The following is a 25,157-nucleotide window of genomic DNA, read 5'->3' as shown; positions in this document are numbered from 1 at the left end:
GGGGGGGGGGTGGTATTTGTCGATTGTACTGCAGGCAGTGTGTATATGGGCAGTAACCGGTTTTTTTATGATATCAGGTGCTAATTTATTAGAGTACCGTAATAAATATAATACCCAAACATTTTTGAAAAAAAGGGTAATAAGAACATTGATACCATTTGTGGTTTGGTCAATTATTTATGCATTATGGAAAGTACATACTGGACAACTAGAGATAGTCGGAGTTTATGATTTTATAAATAAGTTTATGAATAATAAGATATTAAGCATTTTTTGGTTTTTTTATACTTTAATACCGGCTTATTTTTGTATACCTGTTTTGTCTATTATTGTTAAAGAGAAATACAAAAAAACTGTGTGGTATCTATTTGTATTAGGGATGTGTAATATAGCCATATTCCCTATTATACAAAGTATAAGTGGAATTAATTTTGGAATGTTACGGTTTCCACTTGGATATGCTCCTATATGTTTGTTCTTATTAGGATGGTTATTGAAGTATGAAAAAATGTCTATAATATGCCGTAGGATATTATATATTTTTTCTGGTATAAGTATTGCGGCGCTGTTTTTAGTTACCGTGCATTTGTCCAGACAGAGCGGTAAGTTTGATAAAACTTTTATGACAAGTACTTCAATATTTGCTGTTTGTGTTGCGGCTGGAATTTTTGTCTTTTTAAAACACAGTGAGTTTTGTCAGATAAAGTGTAATGGGCGGTTAGCAAAATTTGTTTCTACATTATCTTCACTTAGTCTTGGTATTTACTTTATACAAAAAATCATAATGTGGTATATTTTGAAATTGGATTTTGTTGATGGATACAGTATTATATATTCAGTCTTTGGTGCAATCGTTATTTATATAATATGTGCATTAATTGTATATTTTATAAAAAAAATTCCGATTATCAGATGGTTAGTGCCATAAGATTTTCTAATGAAATTCCATTTGTAAGGAATTGATTTTAAATTAATCAAATGATTATTTATTATATAAATGGACTGAGAAATTAAATTATGATAAAATTGAAAAAATAGTATAGAAACGATAAATCATGGAGGAATAATTATGGGTGTTACTTTAGTAATTATGGCAGCTGGCATTGGATCTAGATTTGGGGGAGGAATAAAACAATTGACTCCTGTCGGACCTAATGGAGAAATTATTATTGATTATTCAATATATGACGCATTGGAAGCAGGATTTGATAAGATTGTGTTTATTATTCGTAAGGATTTAAAAAAAGATTTCTGTGATATTATAGGAAAGAGGATTGAGAAAATCTGTAAAGTAGAGTATGTTTTTCAGGAGCTCGATGATTTGCCTAAAGGATTTGAAAAACCTGTAGACCGGAGTAAACCGTGGGGAACAGGTCAGGCGGTCTTATGTTGCAAAGATATTGTTCATGAACCATTTGCGGTAATAAATGCAGATGATTATTACGGAAAGGAAGCCTTTAAGAAGGTATATCAGTATTTAATTAAAAATAGCAATTCCAAAAGAAAATATTGTATGTCAGGTTTTATATTGGATAATACTTTGAGTGAAAACGGGACCGTAACCAGAGGCATTTGTAAAGTTGATCAAGAAGATATGTTGATTAAGATCAATGAAACCAGTGGAATAAGAAGGGATGATAATGGCATTATTAAAGATGGGGATGGAAATGTAATTCAAAGTGGAACCCATGTATCTATGAACATGTGGGGAGTGACACCGGAATTTATTGATATATTAGAACAAGGGTTTAAGGATTTCCTTGGTTCTGTTGGAGAAAATGATTTGAAAGCAGAATATCTTTTACCGACTGTTATAGGTGATTTATTGGGTAAAGGTGAAATTTCTGTTAAAGTTTTAGAAACTAGAGATAAATGGTTTGGAGTAACCTATCAGGAAGACAAGCAAACCGTCATAAATGCTTTTAGGGGATTGGTAGAGAATGAAACTTATAAGTCTCCTTTATATTAAATAAGTAAAAATAATGCGGGATGATTATGAAAGAGGTTTTATAGATGGGAAGATTAAAAGAAAAACTATTTATATTTGCAGTTTGCTCATTGCTTGGAACTGGATGTATGACGGTAGTGGCAGCAGATAATGTTGAAAGAAATAATCTGGAATCTCGTGGAAATATTTCGGAATCTGGAAGCAAAGACTTTACTTTGGATGCTGTGAGTAATATATCTGTTAAAAATATATTTCGGACTGTTCAAATAAAATGGGATGCAGTTGAAGGTGCAGGCTCATATAAAGTATATCAGGAAATGTCGGATGGTTCCTTAAAAGAAATTGGAATAACTACACGTACATCCTATGAAATAAATAATGTACCTTTGTCAGATAAAATATATAAATATAAAGTTAGTGCCATTTCAGTGGAAGATGATTTAGTAGAAAGCGAATTATCGGAAAGTGTTAGTATAAAAATACAATTGGAAACGCCTAAATTGTCTCAAATAAAAATTGTGTCTGGAAATAAAATTCACATAAGCTGGAAACCTGTGGATTACGCAGAAGGGTATGTTGTTTATCGTAAAGAAACCGGTGAAAAAACCTGGAGACGTCTGACAAAAACATATACGAACGAATTAGAGTATGTGGATGATACTGTAAAACAGGGAAAAAGATATTGTTATACTGTTCGAGCAAGAAATGCAAATAGTGGTAAAGATTATCAATCACCATATGATAAAGACGGGATTGGCATACAAATTGGAATTGAACAACCTAGAATTTTATCAGCTGCAGTTACTTCGAGTAGCAATATAAAATTAAATTGGAATTCTGTTGAAGGTGCGGAAAAATATAGAGTATATGTAAAGGTTGGAAATCTGCAATGGAAAACACTTGAAGATGTGAAAGGGACTTCATACAATTGTAAAATAAATAATATTGCATGGGGATGGAATGTTCAATTAAAAGTACGTGCCATTTCAGAGACAGGTACCAATTCATTGTCATCTGGTTATTCTGTTTTGGTAAAACCGCAGAAAGTTAAAGTACTTAAAACATCGCCGGTGTCTTACAATTCTAATAAAGTAAGTTGGCAGACTGTAAAGGGAGTGAGTGGTTACAAAGTATACAGAAAAGGCGGGACTGGTGGTTGGAAGTATATAAAAAATATAAACTCTGGTAATACATCTTCCTATACTGATAATCAGGCTTCTGTTGGTTCTAGTTATTATTATACTGTAAAGGCATATTGGAGCCAGGGTAATAAGATACAAGATGGAATTGTAGATGGGGTTGGCCTAAAAGTTAAAACTGAAATGTCTGCACCAAGTGTTTCTGTCTCTCCAAATGGTTTGGGGATCAAGATTAACTGGGGAAAAGCAGCAGGAGCACAGGGATATGTTATTTATAAGAAAGCTGGAAATGCTAAGAACTGGACACGATTGGGTTCTGTTGGCGGATATTCTACAACCTCTTATATTGATAAAAATGTAAGGGCAAATACAGAATATTCTTATACTGTGCGAGGGTACCGAAAAACAGGAAAAAGTACATATTTGGGACGCTATGACACTTCTGGTAAGAAGACTCGTGTTAATGTAACTACAAAAACAATGCGGGTGACTGATAAAAATTCTGGGATGTATGGTAAGTATTTGAAATTGTATTATGACGGGAACGGAAAACTTATACAGAATTTAGAGAATATTGTAGGCAAAAAGGATAGCTATTATTTGTACATAAATAAAGCAAAGTCAATGATTACAGCATATTATAAAGATGGAAGTTATTATGTACCATATAAAGCAATGGTTTGTTCTACTGGCGCAGTTTCTAGTTACACTCCAAATGGGACTTTTTTAACTCAGGCAAAATACCGCTGGCATGAATTAATGGGGCCAAGTTGGGGGCAGTGGTGTACAAGAATCCACGGAGGAATACTATTCCATTCTGTGTTCTATAACTCCCGGAATAATAATAATGCACTTTCTGTAAGTGCATATAATAAATTAGGGTCACCTGCATCCCACGGGTGTGTCAGAGTGACGGCGGCTGATGCAAAATGGATTTATGATAATTGTAAGCTAAGAACAACAGTGGTTATTTATGGGAAAACAGGGTATGAACCGTTAAAGAAACCTAGTTCTTATAAGTTATCTTCTTGGCATACATGGGATCCTACTGATCCAAATATGAAATATAAATGTAAACAAAAAGGATGTCATTGAATAATGGGTAATATTAATAAATAGTAAATAGATGGTCCTTCCATGAGAAACTAAGATTCATGGAAGGATCTTTTAGTATGGGAAAATGATATATAAATTGTACAAGATAGTATAAATAACCCGTTAACTTTCTGGTATCTCTGAAGCTGGTATAATGTTACGTAGAGTGTAAAAATTGTGTTTTACACTCTACGTAAAAAATATCACGGGGGTACTGCTTTGGAACACTAAGATAGTTTCCAGCTAATATAATTGAAAGAGGAATCGCTGCATTTGAAAATCAGATGATCATTAAAATAAATTAGGAGAGTTTCAAGTGTTATATTCTTGAACGGATTATATGGCTATAGTTTCAAGCCATTTTTTATAAAATAATATTTTGAGCCATATTTTACTTTGCCGGTATATTCTTTGTCCCACTTTCCATTTTTGATATAGTACCAAGTACCGGTACTGTGTTTTGCAAGTCCGGTATAACCGAGCTGCGCTTTACCATTTTTGATATAATACCAAGTACCAGTGCTGTGTTTTGCAAGTCCGGTATAGCTGAGTTGGGCTTTACCATTTTCGACATAGTACCAAGTACCGGTGCTGTGTTTTGCAAGTCCGGTATAGCTGAGTTGGGCTTTACCATTTTCGACATAGTACCAAGTACCGGTGCTGTGTTTTGCGAGCCCGGTATAGCTGAGTTGGGCTTTACCATTTTCGACATAGTACCAAGTACCGGTGCTGTGTTTTGCGAGCCCGGTATAGCTGAGTTGGGCTTTACCATTTTCGACATAATACCAGGTACCAGTGCTGTGTTTTGCAAGTCCGGTATAGCTGAGTTGAGCTTCACCATTTTTGATGTAATACCAGATGCCATTCTTATGTTTGACTAGACCATTATAAGTGGTCTGCATAATTCCGTTTTTTATATAATTTAAATTTCCATCGGAGGTTGAGTAGAGACCTTCATAGGTAGCTGCCCACTTTCCTTGTTTAATTAAATATAAATTTTCATTATATTGAAGAAGTCCGTTATAATCTTCTTGAAACTTTCCATTTTGATAGTAATAATATTCGTTATTTATTTTTATAAGTTCTGCTTTTTCTGTATACCAAAAGTTTTTGTCTACATTTCCAGAAATACCGTTGACAGTTCCTGTTGAGGAATACTGCCAAAATTCATAGTCTCCATCATAACCGGCATAAGAATTGTAGCGTGCTAACCAAATAGGATAATCTTTACTTATTTGGGAAGCGTATAAATTGTTTTCCAACATTGACAAATTTGCATAAATCATCGGTGTAAAACCGGCATCATTAATAGTGTCACAAAAAGTTCTGCAGATGTTAGTTGCCTCTTGACGCGATAGATTTGCATCATAGAGTCTGCCGCTAGAAGATCCGACATATTCAAAATCCATAACATAAGGAAGACTTATGTTAAAATTTTTTGTGTTTTCTAATAAGAAGCGTGCTTCTTCTTGGGCTTCCTTAGGTGTAATTGCTTGAGAAAAGATATATACTCCGATAGGAATACCGGCTTCTGAAGCTCCTTTCAGATTTCTCTCCGCATATGGATCTATTGATAAAACTCCCTGAGAGGAACCTCTATAGGCGATTCTTATAAAAGCAAAATCAATACCAGAGTTTTTAACTTCATTCCAATTGATTTCACCTTGATATTTTGAAACATCTATGCCTTCTTTAATAGTATGATTCTTAAAACGATCATCATGGATATATTTTACAGAGCGGTTTTGGTATGGGGAAATTTGATTCCCAAATTCTTGGGGAATGTCTCCTTGGAGACGTTCGCGTCCTGGATCGTCATCTGTAATATTATCTTTCGTTATAGAATTGTTGGTAAGTAGGTTTTGAGAGGCTGCAAAAGAATTTGCAGGGATTATTATGGTAGTAAAGCTAATACAAATACAAAGAACTTTTAAAATTAATTTCTTTTTTTTCATTATCTGTTTTCCCTTTCATATTTTAGATGATTATATTTTGTAAATAACTATTAAAAAATTAACATAATAAAGATCTATTATCAAGGTAAAAAGGTAAGCTTTCTGTTAAAGTCCTTGAGACGCCGGACCGGTGGTTTGGGGTTACTTATCAGGAAGATAAGGAGACTGTTATTCATGCATTTCAGAAATTGATCGAAAATGGCGTTTACAAAACACCGCTCTTTCAATAAAATAGTAACTGACGGGAGATGAGAGATCGTCTCCCGTTTTTTTGCTCTATAGGAAATACTGTGTTGTGCTAAAGCTGAAAAGTACCGATTCCTATAGAGCAAAAAAAACGCTTCGCTGTGGATCCCGCTGCGGCAGAGTGGAACCATGCTGCTTGCGCAACCCGCCGCAGGCGGAGAATCCTACCGTGGCAGGAGTCTTTTTTACCGGAGGAGGAATTTTACAATATGAAGATTGCATTGTGTCAGACATCTATTGTCTGGGAAAATAAAGCGGAAAATATAAAACGGGGCAGGGACTGGTGTAAAGCAGCGGCAGAAGAAGGCGCGCGCCTGATCTGTTTCCCGGAGATGTCTTTTACCGGTTTTTCTATGAATACAGTAAAAACTGCGGAATCGGAAATGGAGACTGTTAGAAAGATGCTGTCAATATCCGGAGAGTACCGGATTGCTATTGCTTTTGGATGGGCAAAGGCTGCCGGAAAAAAGGCGGAAAATCATTACACGGTGGTGGATGGAAACAAGGTTCTAGGGGATTATGTGAAGCTTCATCCCTTTAGTTATTCCGGTGAGGACCGATGGTTTCAAAAAGGGAGCGATACCTGTCTTTTAGCACTGGACGGGTTTGTTATGGGTCTTACAATCTGTTATGATCTTAGGTTTCCGGAATTGTATCAGGAGCTGTCAAAGTCAGCAGATCTGATTCTTGTTCCGGCTAACTGGCCGGCAGCCAGAAGTATGCACTGGAAATGTCTGCTGCAGGCCCGGGCCATAGAAAATCAATGTTATGTAGCCGGGATTAACTGTCAGGGGGACATTGGCGGACTGGCGTACAGTGGAGACAGCTGTCTGTTTTTGCCGGACGGGCAGCCCGGATGCGGATTTGCCAGAGGAGAGGAGCTTCTATTTTGTGATCTTCGGGATAAAGCAGAAAAGTGGCAGCAGGCGTTTCCGGTAAAGCAGGACAGAAGACCACAGCTTTATGCCGGCTATTATGATATAAAACAGAAAGACAAATAAGAAGCATTTGCAGGAACTTAGAGGATATAGTATACTGTAAACGTTTCGCAAGAGCGAGACTTGAAAAATAATATTGAAGATAATAAATAAAAGGAATACAGGACCGAAAACAGGAATATAAATTACGAGTAGGAGAGATTAAAAATGGGAAGATATTTTGGTACGGATGGTTTCCGGGGAGAAGCCAATAAAAATCTCACAGTAGAACATGCTTTTAAAGTGGGACGTTTTCTTGGATGGTATTACGGTATGTTAAAGGGCGGGAAGTGTTCTGTAGTAATCGGAAAAGATACGAGACGCTCTAGTTACATGTTTGAATATTCTTTAGTGGCGGGGCTTACGGCTTCCGGTGCGGATGCCTATCTGCTGCATGTTACCACAACGCCCTCTGTGTCCTATGTAGTACGGACCGATGGTTTTGACTGCGGCATTATGATTTCTGCAAGCCACAATCCGTATTATGATAATGGAATCAAGCTGATTAATGGAAATGGTGAGAAAATGGATGAAAAGACCATTTCCTATATCGAAGATTATATGGATGGGAAACTGGAATTGTTTGGGGAAAAGATGGAAGAAATCCCCTATGCTGTCAGGGAAAATGTCGGATGTACGGTGGATTATGCGGCAGGCAGAAACCGTTATGTGGGTTATTTAATTTCGCTGGCTGTTTATTCTTTTAAAAATGTGCGGGTGGGGCTGGACTGTGCCAACGGGAGTTCCTGGCAGATTGCGAAAAATGTGTTTGATGCGCTGGGGGCTAAAACCTATGTCATCAATAATCAGCCGGATGGAACAAATATTAATAACAATGCGGGTTCTACTCACATTGAGGTTCTGCAGAAATTCGTAAAGGAGAATAATTTAGATGTAGGTTTTGCTTATGACGGAGATGCAGACCGGTGTATTGCTGTGGATGAGAAGGGAAATGTGATTGACGGTGATCTGATTCTTTATATTTACGGGAAATATCTGAAAGAGAGAGGTAAATTGCTGAATAATACAGTGGTTACTACCGTTATGTCAAATTTCGGGCTTTATAAAGCATTTGACGAGGCCGGGATTGATTATGAGAAAACCGCTGTGGGAGATAAATATGTCTATGAAAATATGGTTGCTAATGGACACCGGATCGGAGGGGAGCAGTCCGGCCATATTATTTTCAGCAAATATGCTACAACCGGGGATGGTATTTTAACTTCCCTGAAATTAATGGAAGTTATGCTGGCCAAGAAAATGCCCTTAAGCAAACTGGCGGAACCGGTAAATATTTACCCTCAGGTATTGAAGAATATACGGGTGCATAGTAAACCCGAAGCTCAAAATGACAGAGAAGTGCAGGCGGCGGTTCGGGAAGTTTCAGAGCTTCTGGGAGATACCGGAAGAATTCTGGTTCGTGAAAGCGGTACAGAACCGGTGATTCGAGTGATGGTAGAAGCGGAGACAGAAAGTCTTTGCGAAAAATATGTAAATCGAGTTCTTGAAGTAATCAGAGCCAATGGACATGAGGCATAAGGCAGAGCTTTGTCTGCAGCCTGGCAGGCATCTGGTAAACAAACGGCAGCAGGTATCCCGGTAAGGGGTGTCTGCTGCCGTATTATCATTTTGAAATAAATTTCACACAAAAGGGAAATTTTATGACTGTTTCTAAGTCCGTTTCATGCTGCGCATAAGTTCTTTTTCTTCAGGAGAAGAGTATCTGGATTCAATAATCTTTTGAAGAGATTTATTGTAGGTCCAGTTGTCCAGCTGACAGCTGGTAAGATAATTTATTGTTTCTGGTTTAAATCTGCGGAAACATACAGAAACAGCCCAGGCTACTGCCATTTTGACATAATATCCATCATGTTTGATCTTGTTAAAGATCTGAAATATTTCCTGCAGATAATTTTCTTCAATAAAATGATCCAGAATCATAACAACGCCGAAACGAATATCGTATTCCTTTTCGCTGGATAAATATTTTTTTAAAAACTGCCATACTTCCTCTTTTTCGGAAGGGGGAAATTTCAGGGAAGCGCACACACTGTCGCAAAGAGACCAATTGCGGATTTTGGGGATAAATTGTTCAAGAAGGGGGCGTTTCCTAAAAAAGGGAGTCCTGACATATCCTAAAACCATTCCCTGCAGCATGATCTCTTCCATGGAATCATCTCTGGCGCAGGCAAGATAGGTTTCCCAGTCGCCTTTCGCAAGCTGTTTGGCAATTTCCCGGAGTTTTGGGAGGCGGACGCCAAGCATTTTTACTTCTCCGGGCACTAGTCCGGAAGAAAACTTCTGGAAATCTGTTTCGCTGAGCCGTTCCAGCTCCCTGCGCAGCATATCTGCCTGTTCTTCTGCAGGCAGAGGGGAATTATTTTGGGTAGAATTTTTTTTGAAATTTGTTATACTGTTCATGAAAGTAATATAACAAAAAGAATATAAAATGACAAGTTTACAATTAGTATGTAATTAGAATCGGTAATTGGGAAATATATCAGATGTGGGATGACTTCCGCCGCTGCAGGCGGTGAGTAACAAATTGGTATCAGCTGCGGGCCGATCATGAAAAACATATGATACGGATGAGCAGCTGTTAAAAGGAGTAATTTATGAGCAACAATAGAACAGACAATAGACCAGAAAGAAAAAATGAATGCCTGGTATCTGTAATTATACCAATTTATAATGTTGGGAATTACCTGGAAAACTGCCTTGGCAGTCTTAGAGATCAAACCTTAAAAGAGATTGAAATTATTTGCGTTAATGATGGTTCTACAGATCAGTCCCAGCAGATTATAGACTCGTTTGTGCAGAGTGATGTGCGGTTTCGTGGTTTTTATCATGAAAACCGGGGAGTATCTTATACTAGAAACAGAGGCTTAAAAGAGGCCTGCGGCCAGTATATTTATTTTATGGACGGAGATGATATGCTTGAAGCAGAGGCCCTTTGGGAGCTTTATCAGCAGGCAGAAACAAAAGATCTGGATCTGCTTTGCTTTAATGGCAGAACGCTTGTGGAAGAAAATGTGGAGGCATTGATTTCGGAACAGAAACGCAGCTATTATATCAGGAAGAACGATTATCCCGAGGTGTGTTCCGGAAGTGAAATGTTTGAAAAAATGATAACCGGAAATGAGTTCAGGGCTTCTGTTGCACTGCAGTTTGTAAAAAGAGAGCATCTGGTAAGAAATAATATCTGGTTTCATGAGGGGATTATCCATGAGGACAATCCATACTCGGTATTGGTTATGATTCTTGCCCGGCGGGCGGGGTATGTGGATAATCTTTATTTTATCAGGCGTTACCGCAGCAATTCTATTATGACAACGCCGGAAAGATTTGTGAATGTATACGGATATTTTATGACGTATTGTGATTTGTGGAGTCAAAGGGAAAATTATTTAAGATTTACAGAAGAACAAAGGCTGGCTGTGGGACTTTTTCTGAAGCAGACGCTGACCAGAGCCAGAGATATTTATGCAAGGCTTTCAAAAGAGGAGCAGATGAAGAGTGAGAAGTTAGAGCTGACGGAACGAATCCCATTTGGGATTCTGGTTGAGGACCCGGGAATGGTGAAATACCAGCTTAATGAAAAACAGAAGCTGCTGCAGAAAACATATGATGAGAAAGCCCAGCGTGGAGTAGAGATTAAAGAGTTAAAACAGAAGCTGCAGAAAACGTATGATGAGAAAGCCCAGCGTGGAGTAGAGATTAAAGAGTTAAAACAAAAGCTGCAGAAAACGTATGATGAAAAAGCACAGAGAGGCCTTGAAATTAAAGAATTAAAACAGAAACTCCAGGTGGCCTGTGATGAGAAAACCAGATGCGGGGAGGAATTTAAAAAATTAAAATCAGAGATGCAGTACTATCCTTTGTACAGACTGAAACGCTGGTTAAAACGGAGAAGAAAAAACTGATCTGGAAAACATTTGCATATCAGATGGAAACTATTTATAATGGACCCATAGGACGCTCCGCGAGGAGGTGCAGAGATTCGGAATAGAATGTTGTCAGCAAAGCTGACCCGAACCGCGCACCAAGTTTCGCAAGAGCGAGACTTGAATCATAGAAAGCAGGTGATTTTGTGGTTGAATTGGACCAGTTCAAGACAACATTAAACACATTCAAAGACCCGCTGCAGGAAGTAAGGGATTCACTTTGACCTGGCTAATAAAGAGCGCAGGATTGCAGAATTAGAGCGGGAAATGGAGGCTCCGGATTTTTGGGACAGCCCGGAGAGGTCCCAGGAGCTGATGAAAGAGCTAAAGAGTAAGAAGGATGATGTGGAAACCTATTCGCATCTGACGGCCCAGTTTGAAGACATCGAAACGATGATTGAAATGGGTTATGAAGAAAATGATCCGTCGCTGATTCCGGAAATACAGGAAATGATGGATGAATTTGAACACACATTTGAAGAGATCAGGATGAAAACCCTGCTGTCAGGTGAGTATGATCAGGATAATGCCATTGTGACCCTTCATGCAGGGGCCGGCGGAACAGAGTCCTGTGACTGGGCAGGAATGCTGTACCGGATGTATACACGATGGGCGGCTTCGAAAGGATTTGCCGTGGAGGTACTGGATTACCTGGATGGCGATGAAGCAGGCATTAAATCAGTTACTTTTCAGGTGAATGGTGATAATGCATACGGTTATCTGAAGTCGGAAAAAGGTGTGCACCGTCTGGTGCGGATTTCACCCTTTAATGCGGCAGGCAAGCGCCAGACTTCTTTTGCGTCCTGTGATGTTATGCCGGATATTGAAGAGGACGTGGATGTGGAAATCAATGATGATGATATCAGGATTGATACTTACCGTTCCAGCGGCGCCGGAGGACAGCATATCAATAAAACTTCTTCTGCTATCAGGATTACCCACATGCCCACTGGGATTGTAGTACAGTGCCAGAATGAGCGTTCCCAGCATATGAACAAGGATAAAGCCATGCAGATGCTTCGGGCAAAGCTTTATCTGTTAAAGCAGCAGGAAAACGCTGAGAAGGCAGCAGGCATCCGGGGTGAAGTGTCAGAAATCGGCTGGGGAAATCAGATACGTTCCTATGTTATGCAGCCGTATACTATGGTAAAAGATCATCGAACCAATGCGGAAACCGGAAATGTGGATGCGGTTATGGATGGAGAGATTGATCTGTTTATCAATGCATATCTGAAATGGCGTACGTTATCGCAGAATCAGGATGAAACCCAAAATTAAAAAAGAACTCCAGGCAGCAGAGATTACAGGAAATAGTTGCAACACGGAAAAGAATGTGGTAATCTATCTTTGGTACAAGAACAAATGTATCTCTGCTGCAAACACTGGAGGCGCAAAATGAAAGACAAAACAAGATATTTCGTATTAAAACAAAAAGCGGTTCCGGAAGTGCTTTTAAAAGTCGTTGAAGCGAAGCGGCTGCTGGAATCTGGAAGAGTGACTTCTGTACAGGATGCCACGGATTTGGTGGGGATCAGCAGAAGTTCTTTTTATAAATATAAAGAAGATATTTTTCCTTTTCATGATAATGCAAAGGGAAAAACAATTACTATGGTTATTCAGCTGGAGGATGAGCCCGGACTGCTTTCTTTAGTTCTGCAGATTGTTGCAGAGTTTCAGGCCAATATTCTGACAATCCATCAGAGTATTCCGGTCAATGGGATTGCATCTTTAACACTCAGCGTGGATGTTCTGCCGGAAACAGGGAATATAGAGCAGATGGTAGAGGCCATTGAACGTCAGCAGGGAATCCAATATTTAAAAATTTTAGCAAGGGAGTAGGAACAGATGATTAAAATAGCGTTATTAGGTTATGGAACAATCGGTTCTGGTGTTGCAGAGGTTCTGGACATCAATCATGACAGTATTGCAAAGAAAGCCGGAGAGGAAATAGCAGTTAAATATATTTTGGATTTGCGGGATTTTCCAGGGGATAAAAATGAAAATAAAATTGTGCATGACTATGAAATTATTGTAAATGATCCTGAAATTTCAGTTGTGGTAGAGGCAATGGGAGGCGTTGAGCCGGCATATACATTTGTAAAGCGCGCGCTTCTGGCCGGGAAGCATGTGGCTACTTCCAATAAAGCGCTGGTGGCCAAGCATGGTCCAAAGCTTCTGCAGATTGCCAGAGAGCGTCAGATTAATTTCCTGTTTGAAGCCAGTGTGGGAGGCGGTATTCCAATTATCCGTCCGCTGATTTCCTGCCTCACGGCAGATGTGGTGGAAGAGATCACAGGTATTTTAAATGGTACAACCAACTATATGATGACCAAAATGTCTGAAGAAGGCTCTGAATTTGCCGATGTTTTAAAAGATGCACAGCAGAAAGGATATGCTGAGGCAGATCCTACAGCGGATGTGGAAGGACATGACGCCTGCAGAAAGATTGCAATTTTAACCTCTTTGGTTGCAGGAAGCCAGGTGGACTTTGAAGATATTCACTGTGAAGGAATTACCAAAATTTCTGCAGCAGATATTAAATATGCCAAAGCAATGGGAAAAAATATTAAGCTGCTGGCATCCAGCCGTATGGTTGATGGGGGATACAGCGCCATTGTGGCCCCGTTTCTTCTGGATGATGCACATCCACTTTACAATGTGCATGATGTATTTAATGCGGTTTTTGTACATGGAAATGTTCTTGGAGACGCAATGTTTTACGGCAGCGGAGCCGGAAAGCTTCCAACAGCCAGTGCTGTAGTGGCAGATATCGTTGATATTGTGAAACATATTGATAAAAATATTGTGATTTTCTGGGATGAGAAAAAGCTGACACTGAAAGATTATAAAGATGTGGCATACAAATTCTTTGTGCGCGCGGCGGCGGATAAAGATGCCATAGAAGCTGCATTTGGAACGGTGTCTTATGTTGAAGTGCCTGAAATTGCCGGTGAAACTGCATTTGTAACAGAGCCTATGAGTGGAAAAGTATATGAAGAGGCTGCAGCAAAGGTCAGCGGTATGATCAATATGATTCGTGTAGATTAAAAAGTGTTGAAACCGAGGGTAAAAGGAATGAAATATGTAGTGGTTTTAGGTGACGGTATGGCAGACCGCCCCATTGAAGAGCTGGGAAACAAAACGCCTCTTGAATATGCCAGGACGCCAATGATGGATCAGCTGGCAGCAGAGGGAGAAATTGGAATGGTACATACAATTCCCGATGGAATGAAACCGGGCAGTGATACAGCCAATTTGTCTGTATTAGGATATGATCCCAGAAAGTATTATTCCGGAAGATCACCTCTTGAAGCGCTGAGTATCGGTGTGGATATGAAGGATACTGACATTGCCCTTCGCTGTAATCTGGTAACCTTATCTGAAGAAGAGTCGTGTTATGAAGCACGAAAGATTATCGACCACAGTTCCGGAGAAATCAGTACAGAAGATGCCGCGGTTTTGTTGAATGCAGTCCGTGAGGAGCTGGAGACGGAGGGGTACAAATTTTATACCGGGACCAGCTATCGTCATCTGCTGATTTGGGAAAAGGGAGAGGTGGTTGATCTGGTTCAGCCCCATGATGTGCTGGGACAGACCATCGGACAGCATCTGCCGGAAGATAAGATGCTTCGGGAGATGATGAAGAAAAGCTATGATATTCTGGTGAATCATCCGATTAATATTGAGCGGAAAAAACAGGGATTAAATCCTGCTAATTCCTGCTGGTTCTGGGGAGCCGGGACAAAACCGGCACTGTCTTCCTTTGAAGAGAAGACTTCGAAAAAAGGAGCGATGATTTCGGCGGTAGATCTGCTGAAAGGAATTGCGGTAGGTTCCTCTATGAAGGTTATCCATGTGGAAGGGGCTAACGGAGGACTGGATACAAATTATGAAGGAAAAGCTCAGGCCGCGGTAGATGTTTTGACAAAGGACGGATATGATTTTGTATATGTTCATGTGGAGGCGCCGGATGAAATGGGTCATCAAGGCAGTGTTGAGCGAAAAGTAAAAGCTATTGAATATCTGGATGAACGTTTAATCCGAATTATAAAGGAAGGGCTTGATGCTTTTGGAGAAGCATACAGGATGCTGATCCTGCCGGATCATCCCACGCCTATCTGTATTCGCACTCATTCCTCTGAAAATGTACCATATCTGCTGTATGACAGCGTTAATAAGGAACAGCACCACTGGAAATATAATGAGGCGGATGCAGAAAAGAGCGGGAAATTGATAGCTCATGGACATGAGCTGATTGATTATCTGTTTGCAGATCAGCAGATATAACACAGCATAAACAGAATCTGTTAAAGGAAGGAAAGAGAAGGATTTCATACAGAAAGATTCTGTAAAAGATAAAGGCAGAGGACTTTAAAATATCCTTGATGTCAGCGGAAAAACTGATATCGGGAAATACTTTAAGGTCTCCTGCCTTTTTTTATACTTCTGCTTTGACTTCTTCATAAAATTCAGCCATAGTCTGCCGGATATATGGTATGATCCATAAAAATCCAATTCCCAGTGATAGAATACCTAAAAACCAGTATCCGATAAAAGAAAGCATCAGAAAAAACAGACGGACTTTCTGCCTTTTCATATACTGGCTGCTGGCGGCAAAGGCCTGACGGCATTCTAGATCTTCATAGTCTATCAGTAAAAATAAAACAAGTGAAAATCTTAGATTCAGATAGATGTTAAGAATTACGCCAATAGCGGTGATGACAATGAAAATTATAAGTATATGAAGCAGAATCTGCTGATTGTTCAGTGTATGGATAAGCATCATAGAACTCAGAATACTGGCGGGTATCTGGCAGACAAGTGAGATCAAAGCCAGAGTTAAGCCAGCGGAAATGATACGGTTAGGCCGTTTTTTCAGTCCGGTGAAGAAATCCTGAAATGTAATGCTCTGATGCCTGTGGAGTTTTAGATGCATGTATAAAATCCCACATTGAAATAACTTAGACAAACTTAAGATCAGCAGCAGAGCCAGAATATAAATGACATTCTGGAAGGCAGAGGGATTTGTATACAGCATTCTGGTAAATGGGATTGTAATCAGCAGGACTGCCGCAAAAAGAAGAATGGAAGAGCCGATCACTGTTCCATAGCTGCCCAGTAAATGCTCCCTGGCAGCAGCTTTTATGTCTGCATATGATTTTTTCATATTGATATAACGCTCCAATCTGATAAAATAAAAGAAGTTTAAAGTGAGGTGGCAATATGCAGCAGACAGCAGGCAGACAAATAAAAAAACAATCTGTGCCGGAGACGGGGTTATATACAGCTGGTCTCTGCGCGCTGGCGGCAATTGCCGTTTTAATTGTATTAAAATATACAGTTTTTCCGGATTTTAATATTTTAAATGTGATGCGCCCATGTGTGCTTTATTCTCTCACCGGGTTTTTCTGCCCGGGATGCGGCGGCACCAGGTCAGTGATTGCTCTGGTACACGGAAGGTTTTTCGTCTGTGCAGTAAACTATCCCATGCTGGCTTATACGGCAGTTATGTATCTCTGGTTTATGATCAGCCAGACCATTGAGCGGTTCAGCCATGGCAGGATTCCCATAGGCTTAAAATGGAAAAACTGTTATCTGTGGATTGCCATAGGAATCCTTGCAGTTCATTTTGTAAGTAAAAATATTTTTTATCTGCTGACAGGAATGGACCCGTTTTTAACATAGGAAGCAGATTCTATTTTATAGAATCATAATCGGGGATTTCCATATTCAGCGTTTCTTCCAGCATAGTATAGGTAGAATTTATGGCATTATCAATACTTCCGTATTCCCGGATCATGGATACAAAGCTGAATGCTGTAAGCAGTACAGCAGCAATGATCGCGGCGGCCCCGAGAGCAATCCCCACATACCCTTGGGTACATGCACGTTTGGCGCCTCCTTTTGAGAGAAAACCAAACAGTATGGCAAGAGCTCCGAAAACGACAGCAGAATATATACAGCACATGGTAACAAGACCTAATATACCGAAAATTAAGGAAAGCAGTGAAAATGTATTCATGTTTCCGGTTTGATTTCTGTTCATTGAAAACCTCCTTAAAAAACAGATTTATTTTAACATGGAAGAAATGAAAAAACAACCGGACAGGTTATTTCCATGCCGGATTATCAGGAAGATTGCCGCTGTCTACTTTACGTGGAAATAAACATTGAGTATAATGGCAGAAGATTAAGAAAAAGGAATGGTAAAAATCATGGATATTGTCCGCACACTGGCTTTAGAGCTTGGAATCAGAACGAATCAGGCAGAGGCCGCAGTAAAATTAATTGATGAAGGAAATACGATTCCCTTTATCTCCAGATATCGAAAGGAAGCCACAGGGGCTTTAAATGACGAGGTTTTAAGAAATCTGTATGAACGGCTTTTGTATCTGCGGAATCTGGAGGAAAAAAAGCAGCAGGTGCTGGAGAGCATTCAGGAGCAGGGAAAGCTCAATGAAGAATTAAAAGCTAAAATTTGTCAGGCGGATACCCTGGTGGCGGTAGATGATTTGTACCGGCCTTATCGTCCGAAACGGAGAACCAGAGCGACTATCGCAAAAGAAAAGGGGTTAGAAGCACTGGCTAATATTTTGTGGCTGCAGAAAACTGCAAGGTCTATGGAAGAAGAAGCAGAAAAATTTGTGGATCCTGAGAAAGAAGTGGCCACTGTGCAGGATGCTCTGGCAGGAGCCATGGACATTGCAGCTGAAATGATTTCGGATGATGCCCAGTACAGAAAAGACATCCGCCGCATGACCATGCAGAAAGGCCTGGTGGTTTCGGAGGCTAAGGATGAAACTGCCGAATCTGTTTATGAAATGTATTATAATTTTTCTGAACCGGCGTCAAAACTGGCGGGGCATCGTGTGCTGGCATTAAACCGCGGGGAAAAGGAAAAAATACTTACAGTAAAAATAGAAGCTCCCAAAGAGGATATTCTGCGGTATTTGGAAAAAAAGATTATCCGGAATGAGAATAAAAATACCGCTCCTGTTTTAAGGGAAGTTATTGAGGACAGCTATAAGCGTCTTATTGGACCGGCCATTGAGAGAGAAATCCGAAATGAACTTACAGAACAGGCTCAGGACGGAGCCATAAGAGTGTTTGGAAAGAATTTAGAGCAGCTTTTAATGCAGCCGCCCATTGCGGGACAGACGGTGCTGGGCTGGGATCCGGCTTTCCGGACAGGCTGTAAGCTGGCGGTGGTTGACCCCACCGGAAAGGTTCTGGATACGGTTGTTATATTCCCCACAGCTCCCCAGAATAAAGTGGCGGAAGCGAAAGCAGTCTTAAAAAAACTGATTTCCAAATATCATATTACATTAATTTCAGTAGGGAATGGAACTGCCTCAAGAGAATCAGAGCAGGTGATTGTAGAACTGTTAAAGGAGATTCCGGTTCCTGTACAGTATGTGATTGTAAATGAAGCAGGAGCTTCGGTATATTCGGCAAGTAAGCTGGCCACAGAAGAGTTTCCGAACTTTGATGTGGGTCAGCGGAGTGCGGCATCTATTGCCCGAAGGCTTCAGGACCCCCTGGCGGAGCTGGTTAAAATTGATCCAAAGTCTATTGGGGTGGGCCAGTATCAGCATGATATGAACCAGAAAAAGCTGGGAGAGGTACTAGAAGGTGTGGTAGAAGACTGTGTAAATAAAGTCGGTGTTGACTTAAATACCGCCTCTGCGCCATTATTGGAATATATTTCAGGAATTTCAAAACCAATTGCTAAAAATATTGTTTTATACAGAGAGGAAAACGGACGTTTCACCAACCGCAGACAGCTGTTAAAAGTGCCTAAATTAGGCCCAAAGGCTTATGAGCAGTGTGCCGGGTTTATGCGGATTTTAGGAGGAGAACAGCCTCTGGATGCAACCAGCGTTCATCCGGAAAGCTATGGGCCGGCCCAGAAACTTCTTAAACTGTGCGGGTATACAGTGGATGATCTGGCTGCAGGAAATCTGAAAGGAATATCAGGGAAGGTGTCCAGTCTTGAGAAAATGGCCGGTGAGCTTAATGTAGGTACACTGACACTGGAAGATATTATGAAAGAACTGGAGAAGCCTGCCAGAGATCCCCGTGAGGATATGCCAAAGCCGATTCTTCGGACTGATGTTATGGAAATGAAAGATCTGACGCCGGGAATGATTTTAAAAGGAACTGTCCGCAATGTCATTGACTTTGGAGCTTTTGTGGATATCGGCGTTCATCAGGATGGCCTGGTTCATATTTCGCAGATATCGGACAGATTTATAAAACATCCTTTGGAAGCTGTTTCTGTTGGCGATATTGTTGAAGTTCAGGTTTTAAGTGTAGATGTAAATAAAAAACGAATTGCACTGACTATGAAAATACCAAAATAAGTGTTAGGAAGAAATTAACATGATAATAGAAAGTTATTCTCCAAAAGAAACATTGGAACTGGGAAAGAAAATAGGAAGAGAGGTTCAGCCCGGGCAGGTGTACACGCTGATTGGAGATCTTGGCGTGGGGAAAACAGTTTTCACCCAGGGGATTGCAGAGGGCCTCGATATCAGGGAACCCATCTGCAGTCCCACATTTACCATTGTTCAGGTATATGAGGAAGGCCGGATGCCGTTTTATCATTTTGATGTCTATCGGATTGGTGACTTAGAAGAGATGGAAGAAATCGGCTATGAAGATTACTTTTACGGAAAAGGATTTACAATGATCGAATGGGCGAATCTTATCGAAGAAATTCTGCCGCCATCGTATCGTGAGGTTACCATTGAAAAGGATCTGGAAAAGGGATTCGATTACAGAAAAATTACAATCCGGGAGGTAAATAAGTCATGAGAATACTTGCACTGGACAGCTCCGGGCTGGCAGCCAGCGTAGCAGTTGTGGAAGATGATAATATGCTGGCGGAATATACTGTGAATTATAAAAAAACACATTCCCAGACACTGCTTCCCATGCTGGATGAAATTGCCGGCATGATTGAGCTGGAGCTGACATCCATTGATGCCATTGCGGTTGCAGCGGGACCAGGGTCTTTTACCGGACTCAGAATCGGATCGGCTACAGCGAAAGGGCTGGGGCTGGCGTTGGACTGCCCCTTGATACATATTCCTACTGTAGAAGGACTGGCTTATAATCTGTACGGGTGCAGCGGGCTGGTATGTCCGCTGATGGATGCCAGAAGAAATCAGACGTATACGGGATTATATGAATTTGATGACCAGGGTATGAAGACAGTTGCAGAGCAATGTGCCGTGGGGATTGATGAAATTATTGAGACTATTAATCAGACAGGACGTCCGGTTGTATTTCTGGGAGATGGCGTTCCTGTGTTTGAAACATATATCAGGGAACACTGCAGTGTTTCCTTTACATTTGCTCCCGCACATCTGAATAAGCAGAGAGCGGCGGCAGTAGCGGCGCTGGCCTTAAAATATGCTTCAGAAGGAAAGATTGAAACGGCGGCAGAACATAAGCCTGATTATCTGCGGCTTTCACAGGCAGAAAGAGAACGAAAAGAACATGAACGTGCAGATTCATAATATGCTGCTGGAAGAAACAGAAGCTGTGGTAAAAATAGAAGAAGAGGCGTTTTCCGTACCTTGGACTGCCCAGGGTTTTTTGGATGCATTACTCCAGGTGCAGAATATTTTCCTGACGGCCGTATTGGACGGAGAGGTTGCAGGATACTGCGGGCTGTATGCGGCGGCAGACGAAGGCGAGATTACAAATGTTGCGGTAAAGGGAGTATATCGGCGGCAGGGAATTGCTTCGTGCCTGATTGAAGAAGTCTTAAGACAGGCGTGGGCCGCTGGAATTACACAGATTTTTCTGGAAGTGAGACAGTCCAATCTGCCTGCTCAGAACCTTTATCAAAAGCATGGTTTCCGGCCCCAGGGCATCCGGAAAAATTTCTATCGGTGTCCCCGGGAAGATGCAGTTGTTATGATTTGCCAGCCAGGGATTTCCACTGTTGGGGAAAACGCTGATTCTCTATAATAGGAAGTAAGAACCACCATTAGTGGTTGTGAAAACGGGAGGACATGGCTATGCGAAAAGACACGAAAGTATACTGTAACTGCTGCGGAAAAGAGATTTGCAAAAGAAATGAAATATATACGGAAGAATTTATCCATTTGAAAAAGGACTGGGGTTATTTTTCGGAGAATGACGGACTCAGCCAGGAGGCAGATATCTGTGAGCAGTGTCTGATAAAATGGATGAAGACATTTAAGTATGCTCCGGACAGCTGGGAGCGTACGGAGATATAGGAGAGTTTTATGTTAGATGTATGTTTACTTGGAACCGGCGGCATGATGCCGCTTCCATATCGAAAACTGACTGCGCTGATGACCAGGTTTAACGGGAGTAATCTTCTTATTGACTGCGGAGAGGGAACACAGGTGGCAGTGAAAGAGCGCGGATGGAGTTTTCATCCTATTGATGTGATTTGTTTTACTCACTATCACGCAGATCATATCAGCGGTCTTCCGGGACTGCTTTTGACCATGGGAAATGCGGAACGTACAGAGCCGCTGCTGATGATCGGACCAAAGGGATTGGAACGGGTAGTTACGGCTTTGCGGGTGATTGCGCCGGAGCTTCCCTTTGAAATTCAGTTTCGGGAGCTGACACAAAAAGAAGAGATACTTGAAGTGAAAGGTTATCGGATTCATGCGTTTCGTGTGAATCACAATGTGCTCTGTTATGGATATTCCATTGAAATAGAGCGGGCGGGAAGATTTGAGGTAGAGCGTGCCCGGGAACAGAATATTGAACAGAAATACTGGAGCCGTCTGCAGAAGGGTGAAATTATTGAAGCCGACGGCCGTACCTTAACCCCTGACATGGTGTTAGGGCCTCAGAGAAAAGGAATTAAAGTAACCTACTGCACCGATACAAGACCAACGCCTGCCATTGCGCAAAATGCAAAGGGGTCTGATTTGTTTATCTGCGAGGGAATGTACGCAGAAAAAGAAAAAGAGGCCAAGGCCCGTCAGTATAAACATATGACTTTTTATGAAGCGGCAAAAATTGCTGCAGAAGCGGATGTGAAAGAACTATGGCTGACCCATTTTAGTCCTTCTCTGGTTCATGAGGAGAATTATATGGGAGCGGTCCACAAAATTTTCAAACGGGCCGAACCGGGAAAAGATGGAAAAACCGTGGAACTGGATTTTGAGGATTAAGGAGAGATAAGATGGAAAAGGATGTATTGATTCTTGCAATTGAAAGCTCCTGTGATGAGACTGCCGCAGCTGTTGTGAAAAACGGCAGGGAAGTTTTATCCAATATTATATCTTCTCAGATTGCACTTCATACATTGTATGGAGGGGTAGTGCCGGAGATTGCATCAAGAAAGCATATAGAAAAAATTAATCAGGTGATTCAGGAGGCACTGGATACAGCAAAGGTTACACTAGATGACATTACGGCTGTAGGGGTAACCTATGGGCCGGGGCTTGTAGGGGCGCTGCTTGTAGGGGTGGCGGAAGCGAAAGCCATCAGCTATGCCAGAAAACTTCCTCTGGTAGGCGTACATCATATTGAAGGGCATATCAGCGCAAACTATATAGAAAATAAAGATTTAGAGCCGCCCTTTTTATGTCTTGTGGTGTCCGGAGGGCATACACACCTTGTAAAAGCCGCTGATTATGGAGTGTATGAAATTCTGGGCAGGACCAGAGATGATGCGGCAGGAGAGGCCTTTGACAAGGTTGCCAGAGCAATTGGACTTGGATATCCCGGAGGCCCGAAGATCGAAAAAGCTGCCAGAGAGGGAAATGCTGAGGCAATTTCATTTCCAAAAGCAAAGATCAGCGACAGCATTTATGATTTCAGCTTCAGTGGTGTAAAGTCATCTGTCTTAAATTACATTAACAACTGCAAAATGAAGGAGATTCCCATTGTGCAGGCGGATATTGCGGCCTCTTTCCAGAAAGCAGTAATAGATGTTCTTATTGAACATGCTATGAAAGCAGTGGAAGAGACGGGAATCAAAAAGTTTGCTATTGCAGGCGGGGTGGCTTCTAATGGGACATTAAGGGAAGGAATGCGTGCAGCCTGTGAGAAAAGGGGCGTTGCATTTTATCATCCGTCCCCTGTTTTATGTACGGATAATGCTGCTATGATCGGTACGGCTGCATATTATGAATATCTGGCGGGAACACGGCATGGCCTGGATTTGAATGCTGTTCCAAATTTAAAACTGGGCCAGCGGTAAAGGAGAACGATAATGCATCATACGGCAATTATACTGGCGGCAGGAAAAGGAAAGCGCATGCAGTCAGAGATACCAAAACAGTATCTGGAACTGGAAGGGAAACCGATTATTTATTATTCACTGAAGGTTTTTGAAGAAAGTTTCATAGATAATATTATTCTGGTAACTTCTAAAGAGGATATTTCTTTTTGCCGGAAAGAGATTGTGGAAAAATTTGGATTCCGTAAGGTAACTGAAATTGTAGCAGGAGGCTCCCAGCGGTATCACTCTGTCTATCAGGGGATACTGGCGGCAGGAGATACAGATTATATATATATCCATGATGGCGCGCGTCCTTTTGTGACGGCCAGAATCCTGAAAGATGCAAAGGAACAGGTGGAAAAATATGGTGCCTGTGCAGCAGGAATGCCTGTGAAAGATACAATAAAAATTGTGGATTCCAGAGACTTTGCAGTCAACACACCAGAAAGAAGTCTGGTCTGGCAGGTGCAGACTCCACAGGTGTTTTCAGGAAAACTTGTGAAGGCGGCTTATGAAAAACTGTTTTCAGAAGCCGAAAATGATGCTGTAACAGACGACGCTATGGTTGTGGAGACAATGCTTAAAATACCTGTAAAGTTATTTCAGGCATCTTATGAAAACATAAAAATTACAACACCGGAAGACCTTCAAATAGCAAGTGTGTTTTTGGATAAAAATACCATGTATAAAAAATGTTAAAAAATCCAAAAATGGTTATTGACAGGATATGGCAATAAATGTATAATACTTTTTGCACTGTGGTTCAACTGCGACAGCGCAATATGGAGAGATATCGAAGTGGTCATAACGAGGCGGTCTTGAAAACCGTTTGTCCGAAAGGGCGCGTGGGTTCGAATCCCACTCTCTCCGCTGACTTAAATTTAATAGAAAAGTCAAATTCGGAGAAGTACCCAAGCTGGCCGAAGGGACACCCCTGGAAAGGGTGCAGGTCGTTAACAGCGGCGCGAGGGTTCAAATCCCTCCTTCTCCGCTTCTTCTGTCAAAAAAAGAAGAAAAAAGTTGTTGACAAAGCACTTTGTGAATGATAAGATATAAAAGTTGCTGAACAACAGCAGAACAAAGAACCTTGATAACTGAACAGTGAAATATCCTTGAAAGATTCAAAGAGATTTTGCCAGCAAAGTGCGAGTGCACAGCCGGGCAGAAGGATGTTGCAAAAGTTTACTTTTGGCAGCAGACTGGTGCGCGGATGTATATGAGGCTTGCCTCGAACGAGATGAAGCGAAAGCGGAATCGAGTAAGGCGCACAAGCGGCAGATCATTCAAGAACAAAGCATAAAAATATGCAACCTAAAACAGTAAAACGTTTTAAAAGAATTAGCCAAGCTAGTTCTGAAACGGGATACAAACGATTGAAATTATGCCTGTGCATACTGACAGCTCGGAAACAGAAGTTTCCTCGCGAAACGTCATTATGCCAATACATCTTATTTTCAATAAAGCAGTTCTGGAAAGCTCGCTTTCCGAACCCTTTCCTGAAAATAATCTGTGCAGGCAGAATTTAAAACACTTCATTTGAGAGTTTGATCCTGGCTCAGGATGAACGCTGGCGGCGTGCTTAACACATGCAAGTCGAACGAAGCACTTTTGCCGATTTTCTTCGGAA

23 protein-coding genes, 2 tRNA genes, 1 rRNA gene and 1 pseudogene are annotated in these 25,157 nt (G+C 41.1%); 23 read left to right on the top strand and 4 right to left on the bottom strand.

Annotated features, from left to right (window positions below; all coding sequences use genetic code 11):
* The 3 genes from OCV88_RS10020 to OCV88_RS10010 form a co-directional block, all read left to right on the top strand.
* Positions 1 to 928, top strand: a 928-nt coding sequence (locus OCV88_RS10020; RefSeq protein ID WP_262591158.1) for an acyltransferase, incomplete at its 5' end; no start/stop codon positions are given.
* A gap of 141 nt (positions 929 to 1,069) precedes the next feature.
* Positions 1,070 to 1,969: a nucleotidyltransferase family protein gene (locus tag OCV88_RS10015; protein ID WP_330671944.1), complete on the top strand. Its 900-nt coding sequence runs from the start codon at positions 1,070 to 1,072 to the stop codon at positions 1,967 to 1,969.
* A 44-nt stretch (positions 1,970 to 2,013) separates the two neighbouring features.
* A complete protein-coding gene (locus OCV88_RS10010) occupies positions 2,014 to 4,182 on the top strand; it encodes a L,D-transpeptidase family protein (RefSeq protein ID WP_158425376.1) in 2,169 nt (722 codons plus the stop codon).
* A 344-nt stretch (positions 4,183 to 4,526) separates the two neighbouring features.
* On the opposite strand, the gene OCV88_RS10005 is transcribed toward OCV88_RS10010, so the two are convergent.
* Complete coding sequence (locus OCV88_RS10005; RefSeq protein ID WP_158425375.1) at positions 4,527 to 6,137, bottom strand: GH25 family lysozyme; 1,611 nt, start codon at positions 6,135 to 6,137, stop codon at positions 4,527 to 4,529.
* A gap of 95 nt (positions 6,138 to 6,232) precedes the next feature.
* On the opposite strand from OCV88_RS10005, the pseudogene OCV88_RS16085 reads away from it, so the two are divergent.
* From OCV88_RS16085 to glmM, 3 genes and pseudogenes are all read left to right on the top strand, one after another.
* Positions 6,233 to 6,367 (top strand): annotated as a pseudogene (locus OCV88_RS16085) (nucleotidyltransferase); the annotation flags it as partial.
* Between the two features lie 225 nt (positions 6,368 to 6,592).
* Positions 6,593 to 7,384, top strand: a complete 792-nt coding sequence (locus OCV88_RS09995; RefSeq protein ID WP_158425374.1) for a nitrilase-related carbon-nitrogen hydrolase — start codon at positions 6,593 to 6,595, stop codon at positions 7,382 to 7,384.
* 144 nt (positions 7,385 to 7,528) lie between these two features.
* The gene (glmM, locus tag OCV88_RS09990) at positions 7,529 to 8,899 is read left to right on the top strand and encodes a phosphoglucosamine mutase (protein WP_158425373.1); all 1,371 of its coding nucleotides are present in this window, start codon (positions 7,529 to 7,531) and stop codon (positions 8,897 to 8,899) included.
* A 132-nt stretch (positions 8,900 to 9,031) separates the two neighbouring features.
* On the opposite strand, the gene OCV88_RS09985 is transcribed toward glmM, so the two are convergent.
* Positions 9,032 to 9,781, bottom strand: coding sequence for a DNA alkylation repair protein (locus OCV88_RS09985; protein ID WP_158425372.1), 750 nt, complete (start codon positions 9,779 to 9,781; stop codon positions 9,032 to 9,034).
* Between the two features lie 194 nt (positions 9,782 to 9,975).
* On the opposite strand from OCV88_RS09985, the gene OCV88_RS09980 reads away from it, so the two are divergent.
* From OCV88_RS09980 to OCV88_RS09960, 5 genes are all read left to right on the top strand, one after another.
* Complete coding sequence (locus tag OCV88_RS09980) at positions 9,976 to 11,283, top strand: glycosyltransferase (RefSeq protein ID WP_158425371.1); 1,308 nt, start codon at positions 9,976 to 9,978, stop codon at positions 11,281 to 11,283.
* Positions 11,284 to 11,450: 167 nt separating this feature from the next.
* Positions 11,451 to 12,582 (top strand): peptide chain release factor 2 gene (gene prfB, locus OCV88_RS09975; protein WP_158425370.1). Its coding sequence is split into 2 segments (ribosomal slippage): positions 11,451 to 11,525 and positions 11,527 to 12,582, totalling 1,131 coding nucleotides; the frame shifts between segments, so codons are not numbered across the junction.
* Between the two features lie 117 nt (positions 12,583 to 12,699).
* Positions 12,700 to 13,143 carry an ACT domain-containing protein gene (locus OCV88_RS09970; RefSeq protein ID WP_158425369.1) on the top strand — a complete coding sequence of 148 codons (444 nt, stop codon included), beginning with the start codon at positions 12,700 to 12,702 and terminating at the stop codon, positions 13,141 to 13,143.
* Positions 13,144 to 13,149: 6 nt separating this feature from the next.
* A complete protein-coding gene (locus OCV88_RS09965) occupies positions 13,150 to 14,352 on the top strand; it encodes a homoserine dehydrogenase (RefSeq protein WP_158425368.1) in 1,203 nt (400 codons plus the stop codon).
* A 27-nt stretch (positions 14,353 to 14,379) separates the two neighbouring features.
* Positions 14,380 to 15,591: a cofactor-independent phosphoglycerate mutase gene (locus tag OCV88_RS09960; RefSeq protein ID WP_158425367.1), complete on the top strand. Its 1,212-nt coding sequence runs from the start codon at positions 14,380 to 14,382 to the stop codon at positions 15,589 to 15,591.
* A 151-nt stretch (positions 15,592 to 15,742) separates the two neighbouring features.
* Here OCV88_RS09960 and OCV88_RS09955 read toward each other — a convergent pair whose 3' ends face one another.
* A complete protein-coding gene (locus tag OCV88_RS09955; protein ID WP_158425366.1) occupies positions 15,743 to 16,471 on the bottom strand; it encodes a DUF975 family protein in 729 nt (242 codons plus the stop codon).
* Between the two features lie 56 nt (positions 16,472 to 16,527).
* On the opposite strand from OCV88_RS09955, the gene OCV88_RS09950 reads away from it, so the two are divergent.
* Positions 16,528 to 16,989, top strand: coding sequence for a DUF2752 domain-containing protein (locus OCV88_RS09950; RefSeq protein ID WP_262591152.1), 462 nt, complete (start codon positions 16,528 to 16,530; stop codon positions 16,987 to 16,989).
* 10 nt (positions 16,990 to 16,999) lie between these two features.
* Here the strand turns inward: OCV88_RS09950 and OCV88_RS09945 are convergent, their stop codons facing one another.
* Complete coding sequence (locus tag OCV88_RS09945) at positions 17,000 to 17,350, bottom strand: hypothetical protein (protein ID WP_158425365.1); 351 nt, start codon at positions 17,348 to 17,350, stop codon at positions 17,000 to 17,002.
* Between the two features lie 169 nt (positions 17,351 to 17,519).
* Between OCV88_RS09945 and OCV88_RS09940 the strand changes: the two genes are divergently transcribed.
* From OCV88_RS09940 to OCV88_RS09890, 11 genes are all read left to right on the top strand, one after another.
* Positions 17,520 to 19,667, top strand: a complete 2,148-nt coding sequence (locus OCV88_RS09940) for a Tex family protein (protein WP_158425626.1) — start codon at positions 17,520 to 17,522, stop codon at positions 19,665 to 19,667.
* 19 nt (positions 19,668 to 19,686) lie between these two features.
* The gene (gene tsaE / locus OCV88_RS09935; protein WP_158425364.1) at positions 19,687 to 20,121 is read left to right on the top strand and encodes a tRNA (adenosine(37)-N6)-threonylcarbamoyltransferase complex ATPase subunit type 1 TsaE; all 435 of its coding nucleotides are present in this window, start codon (positions 19,687 to 19,689) and stop codon (positions 20,119 to 20,121) included.
* The gene (gene tsaB / locus OCV88_RS09930; protein ID WP_158425363.1) at positions 20,118 to 20,828 is read left to right on the top strand and encodes a tRNA (adenosine(37)-N6)-threonylcarbamoyltransferase complex dimerization subunit type 1 TsaB; all 711 of its coding nucleotides are present in this window, start codon (positions 20,118 to 20,120) and stop codon (positions 20,826 to 20,828) included. Before tsaE ends, tsaB begins: the two co-directional genes overlap by 4 nt.
* Entirely contained in the window at positions 20,809 to 21,285 is a 477-nt protein-coding gene (gene rimI / locus OCV88_RS09925) for a ribosomal protein S18-alanine N-acetyltransferase (RefSeq protein WP_262591150.1), read from the top strand. The genes tsaB and rimI overlap by 20 nt, the downstream gene beginning before the upstream one ends.
* A 50-nt stretch (positions 21,286 to 21,335) precedes the next feature.
* The gene (locus OCV88_RS09920; protein WP_158425361.1) at positions 21,336 to 21,557 is read left to right on the top strand and encodes a hypothetical protein; all 222 of its coding nucleotides are present in this window, start codon (positions 21,336 to 21,338) and stop codon (positions 21,555 to 21,557) included.
* Positions 21,558 to 21,566: 9 nt separating this feature from the next.
* A complete protein-coding gene (locus tag OCV88_RS09915; protein ID WP_158425360.1) occupies positions 21,567 to 22,475 on the top strand; it encodes a ribonuclease Z in 909 nt (302 codons plus the stop codon).
* 11 nt (positions 22,476 to 22,486) lie between these two features.
* Positions 22,487 to 23,509, top strand: a complete 1,023-nt coding sequence (gene tsaD, locus OCV88_RS09910; protein WP_158425359.1) for a tRNA (adenosine(37)-N6)-threonylcarbamoyltransferase complex transferase subunit TsaD — start codon at positions 22,487 to 22,489, stop codon at positions 23,507 to 23,509.
* 12 nt (positions 23,510 to 23,521) lie between these two features.
* Positions 23,522 to 24,229: a 2-C-methyl-D-erythritol 4-phosphate cytidylyltransferase gene (gene ispD, locus OCV88_RS09905; RefSeq protein ID WP_158425358.1), complete on the top strand. Its 708-nt coding sequence runs from the start codon at positions 23,522 to 23,524 to the stop codon at positions 24,227 to 24,229.
* Positions 24,230 to 24,314: 85 nt separating this feature from the next.
* Positions 24,315 to 24,400, top strand: a tRNA-Ser gene (locus OCV88_RS09900).
* A gap of 31 nt (positions 24,401 to 24,431) precedes the next feature.
* A tRNA-Ser gene (locus OCV88_RS09895) sits at positions 24,432 to 24,521 on the top strand.
* Positions 24,522 to 25,062: 541 nt separating this feature from the next.
* Positions 25,063 to 25,157: ribosomal RNA gene (locus OCV88_RS09890) — 16S ribosomal RNA — on the top strand; the annotation flags it as partial.

The sequence above is a fragment of the Brotonthovivens ammoniilytica genome, from assembly GCF_025566885.1.
Taxonomy (GTDB): Bacteria; Bacillota; Clostridia; order Lachnospirales; family Lachnospiraceae; genus Brotonthovivens; species Brotonthovivens ammoniilytica.
The sequence above is the reverse complement of the archived record's forward strand: the minus strand, read 5'-3'. Positions and strand labels throughout refer to the sequence as shown.